Source organism: Acetobacter papayae (assembly GCF_047721125.1).
Lineage (GTDB): Bacteria > Pseudomonadota > Alphaproteobacteria > Acetobacterales > Acetobacteraceae > Acetobacter > Acetobacter papayae.
The window spans coordinates 1-12589 of the sequence record NZ_JBDNWF010000053.1; the positions used below are offsets into that span (position 1 = coordinate 1).

Here is a 12589-nt window from a genome sequence, read left to right on the forward strand (position 1 = left end):
GTGGTCGGTCGCGCAAATAGGGGGGCCTTGTTTATGGGGGGTAAGGCTTCTACCGTCTGGGCGGGATGATCCGAATTGCTACTGGCCAGGATATGAACAACGTGCCTCAGACAGACCTTGAACCGGATTACGAAGCCCTAGTGCGGGCCCCTGTGCGCACTGAGCCTTTCAGGCACGTTATGGTGCCGCACTTCATTCGCGAACAGGATCTGACTCGTGTGTTCGCAAGCCTGCCGCATATTCCCTCTGGCGGGTCGTTTCCACCGCAATCGCTGCGCCTGTCACCGCTCATGCAAGACCTTGTGGCGCAGATGGAAGGCCCGGAGCTGCGCCGCCTGATTGCTGAAAAGTTTGATCTGGACCTGTCCGATGCCCCGTCCATGCTGACAATAAGGGGCCGCACCCGTGAGAAGGACGGGCGCATTCATACGGATTCCCTCGCCAAGCGTGTGACGATCCTACTCTATCTCAATCCCTCGGGCGGGGCATGGGAAAAACAGGAAGGCTGCCTGAGGCTGCTGCGTGGCCCGCATGACATAGAAGACTATGTGCATGAGGTGCAGCCGGTGGATGGCACGCTGCTCATTTTCCCCAACGGGCCGGATACATGGCATGGCCACCGCCAGTATGTGGGGCCACGCTACACCATTCAGCTTAATTACATGACACGTGACGCCAAGGCCCGCTCCGAACTGCGGCGCCACAGGCTGTCGGCCATGGCCAAAAAACTCGCCTTGCCCGGTCTGGATGCCTGAGGGCGGACGTTTGGCTTTTTATGCCGTTGAAGCAGGAAACAGGAAGAACTCATGACACAGCGTACCGCCAGCAAGACCTGTAAGCGGCTGTCCGGTTTTACCGGCGCCCTGAGCATTGCCCTGTGCGCGGCCACATGCCTTGCGGGCGTGGCCGCGTTGGGTGCGCCCGCTCTGGCGCAGCAGACCATGGACATGCCTTCCGGCCAGATGTCTTCCGGCAGTATGCCCTCGGCTCTGGTGCCTGCGGCACTCAGCAGCGCGCAGGTTGTGCGGGCTACCCTGCCCAACGGGTTGCGGGTGGTGATTGTGCCGGACCGTCTGGCCCCAGTTGTCACGACTGAAATCAACTACCTTGTTGGCTCGGCCGAAGCCCCCAAGGGCTTTCCGGGTACGGCCCATGCGCTGGAACATATGATGTTCCGTGGCAGCAAGGGGCTGGACAAGGACCAGCTTGCTTCTGTCGGGGCGCGGCTGGGTGGCAGCTACAATGCCGATACCACCGAGGACGTGACCCAGTATTTCTATACCGCGCAGTCGCGCGACCTGCCGGTGCTGCTCAAGATCGAGGCGCTGCGCATGACGGGGCTGACCCTGTCCGAGGCGGACTGGCAGAAGGAGCGCGGCGCGATCGAGCAGGAAGTCTCGCGCGATCTGTCCAGCCCGGCTTATCTGTATCTGGAGCAGTTGCAGGCCATCCTGTTCGCGGGCACGCCATACGAGCACGATGCGCTGGGCACGCGGCCTTCCTTTGAGCGTACAAAAGCGGCTGACCTGCGCGCCTTCTATCGCAAATGGTATGCTCCCAACAACGCGGTGCTGGTCATCGCGGGCGATGTTAATCCGGTGAGCACGCTGCAACTGGTCGAAGAGACATTCGGTGGTATCGCGCGCCGTCCGCTGCCTGCGCGCACGCCGGTTACGCCCGTGCCGCCACCGGCTAAAACCTTGTCTTTCGCCACGGATTATCCTGTCGGTTTTGCCACGCTGGCTTTCCCCATGCCGGGTTCTTCCGAGCATGATTTTGCTGTGGCGGATATTCTGTCCGATGTGCTGTCCAGTCAGCGTGGCGCGCTGTATCAGCTTGTGCCGCAGGGGCGTGCGCTGTTTGCCGGGTTTGAATATGCGCCCAAGCAGCTTGCGGGCTTCGGTCTGGCGCTGGCGGCTTTCCCCAAGGGGGGAGATGCCAAGCGGACCATGGATGACATGCGCGCCGTGCTGGAAAAAATCCGCCATGAAGGCGTTCCGGCCGATCTGGTCGAGGCGGCCAAACGGCGTGAGATCGCGCAGTTGCAGTTTGCGGCTAACTCCGTCAGCGGTCTGGCTGAATTGTGGTCCAATGCGCTGGCGTTCCAGAAGCTGGATTCGCCCGGAGATATGGTGGCCGCCTATCAGGCTGTAACCCCCGAGGCCGTTAATGCGCTGGCGACCAAGCTGCTTGACCCGGCCCATGCTGTCTCGGCGGTACTGACCCCCGAAAGCTCGGGCCAGCCAGTGGCGGGCAAGGGCTTTGGTGGGGCCGAATCCTTCGGCGCTACCCCCGACAAGCCCGTGCCCCTGCCCGAATGGGCGGAAAAAGACCTGACCCGGCTGGACAAACCCGAGCCGACAGCCCAGCCCACCGTCAGCACCCTGCCTAATGGGCTGCGGCTGATTGTCTGGCCTTCGCATGTTAGCCACACCATCCAGCTTACGGGGCAGGTGCGCCAGACGCCCGCGCTGGAAGAGCCGCAGGGGCAGGAAGGTGTGAGCGATGTAACCGAGGCGCTCTTTGCCTATGGTACTACGCAGCACGACCGTCTGGCTTTCCAGAAAGCGCTGGATGATATTCCCGCATGGGAAAGTGCCGGGAGCGGCTTCAGCCTGCGCGTGCTGAAGCCTGATTTTGAAAAGGGTATTGCCCTTCTGGCGGAAAACGAACTGCATCCGGCTTTCCCGGTGAGTGATTTTGAAATTGTCAGAGCGCAGACCGCACAGGCACAGGCCGGGGAACTGGCCTCTCCGGGGCATCTGTTCACGCAGGCGATCAAGGTTGCCATTTTGCCGCCCAAAGACCCGGCCCTGCGTGAGGCAACGCCGCAGAGCATCATGCATGTCACGCATGATGACGTCCTGCATTACTACGCACATGCCTGGCGGCCAGACCTGACGACCATTGTTGTCACAGGCGATATTACCCCCGAAAAGGCGCGTGCGGTGGTGGAGCAGGCATTTGGCGGCTGGAAGGCGGAAGGCCCGAAGCCTGAGCTTAATCTGCCCGCCGTGCCGCTTAGCAAGGCGTCACGCGCGCATGTGCCCGATAAAAGCAGCGTGCAGGACGAGGTGGTGCTGGCCGAAACGTTGGGCCTGACTGCGGCCAACCCGGATCACTTCATGCTACAGCTTGGTAATGAGGTTCTGGGCGGTGGGCTGTTCTCGTCCCGCCTGTACCGCGACCTGCGGGTAAAGACCGGCTATGTCTATAGTGTTGGCAGCGATTTCGAGTGGGGCCGCACGCGCGGTACCTATACCGTGAATTACGGTGCGGACCCGGACAAGGTGGGCAAGGCGCGTGCGGCCGTGCTGCATGATGTGGGAGCCATGGTAACGGCACCGCCCACGGATGCGGAACTGTCACTGGCCAAGGCGTCGCTGCTGCGGGCCATACCGCTCCAGCGTGCAAGCCTTGACCATATTGCTGCGCAGTATCTGCATCTGGCCAGCCTCGACCTGCCGCTCGATAATTCGGACCGGGCGGCTCAGGCTTATTACGGTGCGACAGGGGCCGACATTCAGGCGGCTTTCAAGCAGTGGATTCGCCCCGATGATCTGGCCACCATTGTCAAAGGCCCTGTTCCCAACTGGTAAAAGCTGGCAGGCAGGGGGGGTAACGCCCTGCCTGTTCAGGCGGAGGGGAGGAGCGAGAGCTGCTCCGCCCCACTTGCGGCCTGCGGGTCGCACAGGCTGGATACGGTAATGCCCAGCAGCCGCACGGATTTTTGCAAAGGCAGGAGCGGGCGAAGTAGATGCAGCCCGGCCTGTAAAAGCTCTGACTGATCCCGCACGGGGGTCTGGCGTGAGAGCGAGCGGGTAAGCTGGCTGAAATCCGCATGACGCAGTTTCAGGGTAATAGTGCGCCCTGAAAGCCCGCGTTTTTCACAACCAGCCCAGACTTTTTCAGCCAGTATTTGCAGCGCTTCGTTTAGATCGTGATCATGGATCAGATCCTGATCGAAGGTGGTTTCTTTGCCCAGAGACTTGCGCGGGCGGTCAGGCTCTACCGGGCGCGTGTCTTCCCCATGGGCGATACCGTGATAAAAGGCCGCCGCCTTGCCAAAATGCTGGCGCAGGGTTTCCGGCGGGAAAGCGCGCAGGTCGGCACCGGTCTGGATACCCAGTGCATTCATGCGCCGGGCCGTGGCCGGGCCAATACCATGAAAGGCGCTGACGGGCAGGGGGGCTACAAAGTCCTGCCCCGCACCGGGGGGAATGACAAACTGCCCGTTGGGCTTGTTATGGTCCGAGGCCAGCTTGGCCAGAAACTTGTTGTAAGAAATACCGGCCGAGGCTGTCAGCCCGGTTTCGGCCAGAATGGCGGCGCGGATTTCTTGCGCAATGGCGGTGGCCGAGGCCCGGCGGATGAGCGGCTGCGTAATGTCCAGATAGGCTTCATCGAGCGACAAGGGCTGGATAAGGGGAGTATAGCGCGCGAAAATCGCGTGAATCTGTGCTGATACCGCCCGATAGACTTCAAAGCGGGGCGGGACAAATACAAGCTGTGGGCAGCGCCTTTGCGCTAGGAGCGAGGGCATGGCCGAGCGCACGCCAAAGGGCCGGGCCTCGTAGCTGGCTGCGGCAACCACACCGCGTTCCTGACTGCGGCCCACCGCGACAGGCCGCCCCCGTAGGGCCGGGTTGTCGCGCTGTTCGACCGAAGCATAGAACGCGTCCATGTCGATATGGATGATCCGGCGCACGGGCTGTGTCATGGAACCGTGGCATAGCACAGCGCCGGGATGAATGGAACAAAAACAGAACCTATGCGGGTGTCAGACCCCTTAGTGGTGCTGGTAAGACAGGCTTCTGGCCAGCGCCATGCGGTGCGGGCGCATGGTGTGTTCCACCGGGACAGGCATGGTGGTGGAAAACAGGCAGGGCGAGAGAGTGTTGCGCGCCGCATGGGGTGAGAGCCAGTAGCCCGCACCAGCCAGACAGGCCCCCAGTGTTGTCAGGGCTGTCATCATGCGCAGGCGTAGGCGGGCCAGAGGCAGCAGCGGGCGCAGCAGGGCGTGCATGTCGGCCTCGCGCTCGTTCTGTGCGGCCTCCGTGGCCAGCAGCAGGGTATATTCTGTGTCGGTCACGGCCAGTGTCCCGCCTGAGCGAATGTCGAGCGCGGTGGAGGTGGGGGCACTGGCCGGGCGGCCATCGCTCCGGAAGGAAAGGTCGGACAGGGCTTCGTGGAAAGCCTTGGTCACGGCCAGAAATTCGCGGCGGAAACAGGGCAGAAAGCACGGCAACGCCACACCGCCGGTCTGGGCACGGTCGGGTCGGGTGGTTTGCGGCGCGGCAAGGCGGCGGATAGTCCACAGGGTCAGCCGTTCGCTGGAGGGGAGATCCGTCAGATAAACAGGCATTGTTGACATTGTGCGTTCCGTGGGTAGCTGGCCCGCGGCCTCTGAAGTGAAGATGATGTCCCCTTATAGATGATAATAATTCTCATTATCAATAAAAAATCGCATGGGAGGCACGCCCATCTGCCCGGTGGCTTTTCCTCTTTCCTTGCCGCGACAGTTGGGGCAGTACTCGAAGCATGTCCGTGCTTACATCCCTCACCCTGCCGCTTCTACGTTCCCTCGATCCCGAGAAGGCGCATGACCTCGCTCTGGATGCCCTGACACTGGGCCTGTCCGTGCCGCTCCGCCGCCCGGAGGATGACCCGGCGCTGGCAACGCGCGTTCTGGGTATGCGTTTTTCCAACCCGATTGGCATTGCCGCGGGTTTTGATAAAAACGCCCGCGCCCTGCGCCCGCTGGCCCGCATTGGTTTCGGGTTTGTGGAGGCCGGAACCGTGACACCGCGCCCGCAGCCCGGTAACCCGCAGCCCCGCCTGTTCCGGCTGGAGGAAGACAGGGCGGTGATTAACCGCATGGGGTTCAACAATCAGGGGATAGACCGTTTTGCCGTGCGGCTTGCCCGGCTTGCCCGCCCGCTGCCTTCGGGCCGGGGGGGCGGGGCTGGCGTGCCGGTAGGGGCCAATATAGGCATTAACAAGACGGGGGCCGACCCCGAGCGCGATTATCCGGCACTTGTGGCGCGGGTTAAGCCCTATGTGCAGTATATCGTGCTCAATGTGTCCTCGCCCAACACGCCCGGCCTGCGCGGCCTGCAGGATGCGGCCCGGCTGCGCGGCATTCTGGACGCCATTGCGGACAGGCACCCCGATCGCCCCCCGATTCTGGTCAAGCTGGCCCCCGATCTGGAAAACGATGCCATCGCCCCGATCGTCGAGGCTGTGGTGGAAGGCGGCGCGCAGGGGCTGATTATCAGCAACACCACGCTTGAGCGTTTCCCCAGCCTGCGCAGCCCGTACCGTGATGAGGCGGGCGGGCTTTCCGGCAGGCCGCTGGCCCCGCGGGCGCGGGCCATGCTCGGCATTGTGGCGGAGGCCGCCGCAGGGCGGCTCGCACTCGTGGCCTGTGGTGGTATCGAAACCGGCATGGACATTCTCGAGCGGATTCGCATGGGGGCTGATCTGGTGCAGGTCTATACGGCCTTCGCCTATGAAGGCCCGGCTCTGGTGAGCCGCCTTAAGCGCGAGATGCTCGACATCATGCGGCGCGAAGGGGTGGAAAACCTCGATGATATCCGTGGAACAGGGATCAGGGGGATACGCCGGTGAGCACGACGATGACCACCACTCTGGCCATGCCCGGTGGGCTTGCAGCCATTGCTGACCAGTACGACGGATACATCATCGACCTGTGGGGCACGGTGCATGACGGCATTAACCCGTATGAAGGGGCCGTGGAGTGCCTTCAGGCGCTGCGCCGTGCGGGCAAGCGTGTGGTCATGCTGTCCAATGCTCCGCGCCCGGCTTATGTGGTGACAGAGCAGCTTGAAAGCTTTGGCGTTACCCCGGACCTGCATGACGGTGTCATGACCAGCGGACAGGAAACCTATACCCGTCTGCGTGACAGGACAGACCCGTGGTTTGCCCGGTTGGGCCGCACGGTGCTGCATATGGGCGGGACGAACGATCTGGGCCTGTATGATTCGCTGGATATCGAGCAGGTGAGCAGCCCCGCGCAGGCCAGTTTCATCATGAATGCCGGTCCGGATATCGAACGCGGTGTGGAGTCGCTCGACCCTTATCTGCCCGAACTGGAAGCCAGCCTGAAACACGGCCTGCCGATGATCTGCGCCAACCCGGACCGGGTGGTGATCAAGGGCGGGCGGCGGCAGATCTGTGCAGGGGCGCTGGCGGCGTTTTACGAGGAGCAGGGGGGCGATGTCTGCTGGATCGGCAAGCCCTATGCCTCCGTATACGAGCCGGTTTTCAAGATGCTGGATGTGCCGCGTGAGCGGGTGCTGGCGATTGGTGATGCGCTGGAAACCGATATCCGCGGTGCTGCGGGTGTGGGCGTGGACAGCGCATGGATTCTGGGTGGAATCCATCAGGAAATGATCGGCAATGATGCCACCTTGGCGACGGAAGAAGCCAAAGGGGCCGGGCTGTGGCCGGTTGCCGCACTCCCCCGCTTTGTATGGTAGCAGCCGTGGTGGATTCCACTCTGCCTGCCGTGGGGTGCGGGGCGTTCATTCTGCGTAATGGACACTTGCTGCTGATCCAGCGTCTGCGTGCGCCCGAGGCTGGCTGCTGGGGCCTGCCCGGTGGCCGGGTTGAGCCTTTTGAAGGGCTGGCCGAGGCGGTAAGGCGTGAAATCAGCGAAGAAACCGGGCTGGAGATTACACTGGGGCGGCTGCTGTGCATTGTGGAGCAGAGCGAGCCTGTGGCAGGCCAGCACTGGGTTTCTCCCGTGTATCAGGCCTATGCGCCTGAAGGGGCTGAGGCCCGGCTGATGGAGCCGCACAAACATGCGGCCCTTGGCTGGTATGCCCTTGATGCCCTGCCATCCCCCCTGACACGCGCCACGGAACAGGCCGTGGCTGTTTTCAGGGCGCAGGAGAACAACTGAACACCAGACACTGGGCCGGGCTAGAGGCCCGGTGCTGTTGTGCTGCGGGTGCCGGTTCAGAAATCCGGCAGGGTCTGGGCCAGCAGGCCACCCTGTCGCAGGGGGGCGATGCGCCGGGCAAGGCCCGTGCGGTCATCGGTTTCCACCATAATTCCGCAGACTGTGGCTTCCCCTTCGGCGGGTTGGAGTCGTTCGCCGGGCAGCTTGCGCACAAAGCGGGTAATGGCAGCTTCCTTGCCCATGCCGATCACGCTGTCATAGTCGCCGCACATGCCCGCATCGGTCTGAAATGCCGTGCCTGCGGCCAGAATACGATGATCCGCCGTGGGGGTGTGGGTATGCGTGCCCACCACCAGTGAGGCTCGGCCATCCAGCATATGGGCAAGAGCCCATTTTTCGCTGGTGGCCTCGGCATGCACATCTACCACCACGGCCTGTACGGTTGCCCCTAGCCGGTGGCGGGTCAGCAATTCGTTCATGCAGCGGAAAGGATCGTCCAGCGGGTCCATGAACAGACGGCCCATGACATTGACCACCAGCGCCTTGCGCCCATCCGCCAGCTCGGCCACCACGCTGCCCTGTCCCGGTGTGCCGGGTGGGTAGTTGAGCGGGCGGATGATACGCGGTTCGCTATCAATATGGCCGATCAGGTCACGCCGGTCCCATGCGTGGTTGCCAAGGGTAAGCACATCCACCCCGTTTTGCAGCAGGGATGTGGCAATGGCGGGTGAAAGGCCAAAGCCATGGCTGGCGTTTTCCGCGTTGACCACCACAAGATCGAGCCCGAGCCGGGTGCGCAGGTCGGCCAGACGGGACAGAACGGCATCACGCCCGCTCCGGCCAACGATATCTCCCAGAAAAAGCAGCCTCATGAACGGGCTTTCCCAACGAGGTGGGGTGTCGCAGGGCTGGCGGTGGGGTGCAGGCTGGTATCAGGAAGAAGGCGGGTCAAAATGCAGGATCTCTCTTTCAGTCACGATACAGGGGAGTTTCTGGTCATGCGGGCCGGAGGGCAGGGCCGCTACCTCCTGCGTGGAGGGGGCATAGCCTATGGCCTGTGCCGCAGGCAGGCTGGCCAGCGTGCGGTCGTAATAGCCTCCGCCATAGCCAAGGCGGTTGCCCGCGCGGTCAAAACCCAGAAGCGGTACAAGAATAATATCCGGCGCAATGGCCGGGCCATCTGGCGCATGGGTGCCAAAACGGCCTTCCTGCATGGTGCAGGCCGGGTGCCAGTGGCGGAAAACCAGTGGCGTGCCACGTGGTGTGGTTTCGGGCAGGAGCACCTGCGCGCCGTTTTCATGCAGCCAGTGGCAGAGTGGGCGTAGGTCTACTTCATGCGGCAGAGGCCACACGCAGGCAATGGCGCGGTGCGTGGACGGGGCCAGCAGCGTTTGGAGCTGCGCAAGAATACCTGCATCCGTATCGGGGGTGCGGGTACGCAGGGCTTGCACACACAGCTTACGTGCCTGAGCTTTCTGCTGCGCGATTTCAGGGGGGTCACCCATAGGGGGTGTGGAGTGCGGAGCCGCCATGGCCGTGGGTCTTTTCAACCTCCAGGACCTGCGAGTGCAGGTGGGCACCAGATAATGTGACCAGGGCCACAACAGAGCCAGCTCCCAAGGAAGTGCTTATCGGCCCAGGGGTATGACATGCCTCACGTGCCGGGCAGCCCCGCCTTGTCTATGTAGGCCTGCTCAAGCTCGGCTGCAAGAGCTTCCGCACGTTCGGCCAGATCAAGCAGGCGGCTGTCCTGCATGGCGCGCTCGGCCCGCAGGCGTTCGACATCCTGTACGGCCTGTGCCGTGGTTTCGGGAATGCGGCTGTTGGAAAGGTCCTGAATTTCATCAGCCATCAGCAGGGCGGCCAGCACCAGCACGCGGGCATCGCCCGAAAAGCCGAGCGAGCGCACGCGCTGCACGCGGTGCTCTACCTGATGGGCCATGGCCTGTACATGCCGTTCCTGACCGTTTTCACAGCCAACGGTATAGCTGTGGCCGTTGATAAGAACCGAAACAAGGGCCATGGGATCAGTCTTTCCGTTCCGGCAGGGGGGCGGATTGTTCTAGCGCATCGCGCACGCGCAGGATAAGGGCATCAACATTGGCCAGCAGTTCCTGCCGCTCTGTTTCCTGGCGTTCCATCAGGCCGGTATCCTGCTGGGGCGGTCTTTTTTCCAGCGCGAAGGAAATGCGTTGCAGGGCGCGGTCCAGCCGCGAAATCGGATCTTCCTGCGGGGGGAATATCCGTGCGGTGGGTTCTGTTCCGGTTTCAGTGCTGGCCGTGCCACTGTTTATGGAGAACGGGTATGGCTCCGCCGCTTGATCCTGCATGCTTTATCCCTTTCTATTGTTGAGGAATCACCCGCAAATGCGATGGCGTCAAGCATGAGCATGGAAAACAGGCTACTTTTGGGCCGTTCGTGCCATTTTCTCTGTGTTTGTGATCATGAAAGCGGCCTGCGTGCGTTACGGGACAGGGTTCTGGCGGGCACGGTGCCCGATACGGACAGGCCCGCGCCGGTTCTACTCTCACCCGAGGGGGCAGGGGTTTATATGGGGGTAGTCTGGTGGCCTGCCCTTATGGCGGGGCTGGCCGCTGCTTTGACAGGGGCCGAAAAGTCGCTTTTTTCGGCCGATGCCAGTGGGGCGGGCGGGTTGCCTTTCGCGCATGTGCTCGATTGCGGGGGCAGTGCCGTTCATGCCGTTATGGCGCTGCGTTCCGGGCAGCGGGCCGTGGTGCTGAACGCGCAGGACGGGCAGGCTATGGCGGCGCGCAGGCTCTATCAGCAGGCCGGAGGCGTGGTGTTGGCGTGTCGTCCCGCCATTATTTCACCCAACTGATCCTGCACGCAGCAATATCGTCTCTTGTCGGGCATTTCCCCCACGGTTATTCCCAAGAACAATGTCGGCAGGATAAAGTGCCGGACGCCAAGGTATGAAAGAAGGACCGTTCAGTCATGACGCTTACTCCCCAGGTCAAGGCCATTCTCAACCAGTACGAGAGCGATAATCCCGGTACCAAGATGAACCTTGCCCGCCTGCTCAATGCGGGCCGTCTGGGTGGCACCGGCAAAATGGTGATCCTGCCGGTTGATCAGGGGTTCGAACATGGCCCGGCCCGTTCTTTCGCGGCCAATCCGGCAGCGTATGACCCGCACTACCATTTCGAACTGGCGATCGAAGCCGGGCTGAATGGCTATGCAGCTCCCCTAGGTATGCTGGAATGCGGTGCGGCCACCTATGCGGGCGAAATTCCGCTGATCCTGAAATGCAACAGCTCCAACAGCCTCGCCACCGAAAAAGATCAGGCCGTGACCGGCACCGTGGCTGACGCGCTGCGTCTGGGCTGCTCGGGCATTGGCTTTACCATTTACCCCGGTTCCGAATACTGCTTCGAGCAGATGGAAGAACTGCGCGAACTCGCGGCTGAAGCCAAGTCCGTTGGTCTGGCCGTGATCGTGTGGAGCTATCCGCGTGGCCCGATGCTGGACAAGAAGGCTGAGACGGCGCTCGATATCTGCGCCTATGCAGCTCATATGGCGGCCCTGTGTGGTGCTCATATCATCAAGGTCAAGCCGCCGACCGATGTGGTGTCTCTGGATGCCGCCAAGTCCACCTACGAAAAGCACCCGGTTGACGTGTCCACTCTGGCCTCGCGCGTGCGTCATGTCGTGCAGTCCAGCTTTGGCGGCCGTCGTATCGTGATTTTCTCGGGTGGTGAGCACACCGGCACCGAAAACCTGCTGAACACGATCCGTGGCATCAACGAAGGTGGCGGCTTTGGCTCCATCATCGGCCGTAACGTGTTCCAGCGCCCCAAGGCGGAAGCCCTCGGCCTGCTGGATCAGATCATCGGCATTCTGAAGAACTGATCCTGTCTTGACGGCAAAAACCACAGGGGAGAGCCAGCGCGTGTCCGAACTCTATCTGGCCACGCCGGTTCTCGCGCAGGCGGAGCCTTTTTTGTCCGCCCTGCACAAGCAGCTGGCTACGTGTCAGCCTGCGGCCCTGCTGCTGCGTCTGCCGCCTGTTGCGCAAATGCCTGACAGCGCTGCGGCCCCGCTTGTAGCGGCTGTTGCTTCTTGCGTGCAGCCGATGGGCATTGCCCTGATGCTGCAAAACAGGGCGGCCCTTGCCGTGGCGCAGGCCTGTGACGGGGTGCATCTGTGTGGTGATGAGGCCCCCGACACCGCTACGGCCCGCCGTGTGGTGGGGGAAGCAATGCAGCTTGGGGTCGATGTCGGCCTCAGCCGCGATCACGCCATGCGCGCAGGTGAGGAAGGGGCGGATTATATCTGCTTCACACCCGGTGAGGATGTGGCAGCAACGCCCGAATCGGTCGCCGCCGTGCTGGAACTCACTCGCTGGTGGGCGGTGATGATGGAACTGCCCGTTGTCGCTCAGGCCTCGGCTGCGGCCGAGGTTGCGCCACTGACAGCGGCGGGGGCGGATTTCATCATGCCCGCGCAGGGCTGGTGGGATAGCCCGCAGGACTGGAGCCTGTAAGCTCCAGCCCCGTAGGAGATCAGCCTGCGGGCAAAATGGCGGTGGCTATCAGCAGCCGTCGCCCCGCATGGTCCATGCGGTAACAACGCCATTCACAAGCTCAAACGTGGTCTGGCAGGTATAGGTGTAGGCGGTGCTGATACCCCCACCCCAACCC

At 62.5% G+C, this 12589-nt stretch carries 13 protein-coding genes, 1 other RNA gene and 1 pseudogene; 8 read left to right on the plus strand and 7 right to left on the minus strand.

Going from position 1 to position 12589, the window contains the following annotated elements:
• Nucleotides 1–92: 92 nt before the first annotated feature.
• Both ABF757_RS11675 and ABF757_RS11680 read left to right on the plus strand, forming a co-directional pair.
• The gene (locus ABF757_RS11675) at nt 93–755 is read left to right on the plus strand and encodes a 2OG-Fe(II) oxygenase (RefSeq protein WP_415482498.1); all 663 of its coding nucleotides are present in this window, start codon (nt 93–95) and stop codon (nt 753–755) included.
• 186 nt (nt 756–941) lie between these two features.
• The gene (locus ABF757_RS11680; protein ID WP_415482510.1) at nt 942–3599 is read left to right on the plus strand and encodes a M16 family metallopeptidase; all 2658 of its coding nucleotides are present in this window, start codon (nt 942–944) and stop codon (nt 3597–3599) included.
• A 35-nt stretch (nt 3600–3634) separates the two neighbouring features.
• On the opposite strand, the gene dinB is transcribed toward ABF757_RS11680, so the two are convergent.
• Together dinB and ABF757_RS11690 are read right to left on the minus strand one after the other, a co-directional pair.
• Complete coding sequence (gene dinB, locus ABF757_RS11685) at nt 3635–4720, minus strand: DNA polymerase IV (protein ID WP_415482499.1); 1086 nt, start codon at nt 4718–4720, stop codon at nt 3635–3637.
• 69 nt (nt 4721–4789) lie between these two features.
• A complete protein-coding gene (locus ABF757_RS11690; RefSeq protein ID WP_415482501.1) occupies nt 4790–5374 on the minus strand; it encodes a hypothetical protein in 585 nt (194 codons plus the stop codon).
• A 167-nt stretch (nt 5375–5541) separates the two neighbouring features.
• On the opposite strand from ABF757_RS11690, the gene ABF757_RS11695 reads away from it, so the two are divergent.
• Genes ABF757_RS11695 through ABF757_RS11705 form a run of 3 tightly spaced genes read left to right on the plus strand, consistent with a single transcriptional unit; the run spans nt 5542 to nt 7927 of the window.
• Entirely contained in the window at nt 5542–6630 is a 1089-nt protein-coding gene (locus tag ABF757_RS11695) for a quinone-dependent dihydroorotate dehydrogenase (RefSeq protein ID WP_415482502.1), read from the plus strand.
• A gap of 8 nt (nt 6631–6638) precedes the next feature.
• Complete coding sequence (locus tag ABF757_RS11700; RefSeq protein WP_415482511.1) at nt 6639–7502, plus strand: TIGR01459 family HAD-type hydrolase; 864 nt, start codon at nt 6639–6641, stop codon at nt 7500–7502.
• Nucleotides 7496–7927 (plus strand): NUDIX hydrolase, encoded by a 432-nt coding sequence (locus ABF757_RS11705; RefSeq protein WP_415482504.1) that lies wholly within the window; start codon nt 7496–7498, stop codon nt 7925–7927. Before ABF757_RS11700 ends, ABF757_RS11705 begins: the two co-directional genes overlap by 7 nt.
• Nucleotides 7928–7983: 56 nt before the next feature.
• Here the strand turns inward: ABF757_RS11705 and ABF757_RS11710 are convergent, their stop codons facing one another.
• From ABF757_RS11710 to ABF757_RS11730, 5 genes and pseudogenes are all read right to left on the minus strand, one after another.
• Nucleotides 7984–8799 (minus strand): TIGR00282 family metallophosphoesterase, encoded by an 816-nt coding sequence (locus ABF757_RS11710; protein ID WP_025861201.1) that lies wholly within the window; start codon nt 8797–8799, stop codon nt 7984–7986.
• A 60-nt stretch (nt 8800–8859) separates the two neighbouring features.
• On the minus strand, nt 8860–9459 hold the full coding sequence (locus ABF757_RS11715) for a 5-formyltetrahydrofolate cyclo-ligase (protein WP_415482505.1): 600 nt from the start codon (nt 9457–9459) through the stop codon (nt 8860–8862).
• Nucleotides 9446–9602: non-coding RNA, 6S RNA (ssrS, locus tag ABF757_RS11720), on the minus strand. Before ssrS ends, ABF757_RS11715 begins: the two co-directional genes overlap by 14 nt.
• Nucleotides 9591–9950: pseudogene (locus tag ABF757_RS11725) on the minus strand (cell division protein ZapA); the annotation flags it as partial. The pseudogene ABF757_RS11725 and the gene ssrS, both read right to left, overlap by 12 nt.
• Before the next feature lie 4 nt (nt 9951–9954).
• Nucleotides 9955–10257, minus strand: coding sequence for a hypothetical protein (locus ABF757_RS11730; protein WP_025861205.1), 303 nt, complete (start codon nt 10255–10257; stop codon nt 9955–9957).
• A 54-nt stretch (nt 10258–10311) separates the two neighbouring features.
• Here ABF757_RS11730 and ABF757_RS11735 point away from each other — a divergent pair, with 54 nt between their 5' ends.
• The 3 genes from ABF757_RS11735 to ABF757_RS11745 all read left to right on the plus strand — a co-directional run bounded on the left by ABF757_RS11735 (nt 10312) and on the right by ABF757_RS11745 (nt 12432).
• On the plus strand, nt 10312–10767 hold the full coding sequence (locus ABF757_RS11735) for a hypothetical protein (RefSeq protein ID WP_415482506.1): 456 nt from the start codon (nt 10312–10314) through the stop codon (nt 10765–10767).
• 116 nt (nt 10768–10883) lie between these two features.
• Nucleotides 10884–11798, plus strand: coding sequence for a class I fructose-bisphosphate aldolase (locus tag ABF757_RS11740; RefSeq protein ID WP_415482507.1), 915 nt, complete (start codon nt 10884–10886; stop codon nt 11796–11798).
• Between the two features lie 7 nt (nt 11799–11805).
• Nucleotides 11806–12432, plus strand: a complete 627-nt coding sequence (locus ABF757_RS11745) for a thiamine phosphate synthase (RefSeq protein ID WP_415482508.1) — start codon at nt 11806–11808, stop codon at nt 12430–12432.
• Nucleotides 12433–12589 lie beyond the last annotated feature (157 nt).

Bases quoted from the DNA above. Each gene is read 5' to 3' on its own strand.
- ABF757_RS11675 (WP_415482498.1), top strand. From the start codon at position 93: ATGAACAACGTGCCTCAGACAGACCTTGAACCGGATTACGAAGCCCTA.
- ABF757_RS11680 (WP_415482510.1), top strand. From the start codon at position 942: ATGGACATGCCTTCCGGCCAGATGTCTTCCGGCAGTATGCCCTCGGCT.
- dinB (WP_415482499.1), bottom strand. From the start codon at position 4,720: ATGACACAGCCCGTGCGCCGGATCATCCATATCGACATGGACGCGTTC.
- ABF757_RS11690 (WP_415482501.1), bottom strand. From the start codon at position 5,374: ATGTCAACAATGCCTGTTTATCTGACGGATCTCCCCTCCAGCGAACGG.
- ABF757_RS11695 (WP_415482502.1), top strand. From the start codon at position 5,542: ATGTCCGTGCTTACATCCCTCACCCTGCCGCTTCTACGTTCCCTCGAT.
- ABF757_RS11700 (WP_415482511.1), top strand. From the start codon at position 6,639: ATGACCACCACTCTGGCCATGCCCGGTGGGCTTGCAGCCATTGCTGAC.
- ABF757_RS11705 (WP_415482504.1), top strand. From the start codon at position 7,496: ATGGTAGCAGCCGTGGTGGATTCCACTCTGCCTGCCGTGGGGTGCGGG.
- ABF757_RS11710 (WP_025861201.1), bottom strand. From the start codon at position 8,799: ATGAGGCTGCTTTTTCTGGGAGATATCGTTGGCCGGAGCGGGCGTGAT.
- ABF757_RS11715 (WP_415482505.1), bottom strand. From the start codon at position 9,459: ATGGCGGCTCCGCACTCCACACCCCCTATGGGTGACCCCCCTGAAATC.
- ABF757_RS11730 (WP_025861205.1), bottom strand. From the start codon at position 10,257: ATGCAGGATCAAGCGGCGGAGCCATACCCGTTCTCCATAAACAGTGGC.
- ABF757_RS11735 (WP_415482506.1), top strand. From the start codon at position 10,312: ATGAGCATGGAAAACAGGCTACTTTTGGGCCGTTCGTGCCATTTTCTC.
- ABF757_RS11740 (WP_415482507.1), top strand. From the start codon at position 10,884: ATGACGCTTACTCCCCAGGTCAAGGCCATTCTCAACCAGTACGAGAGC.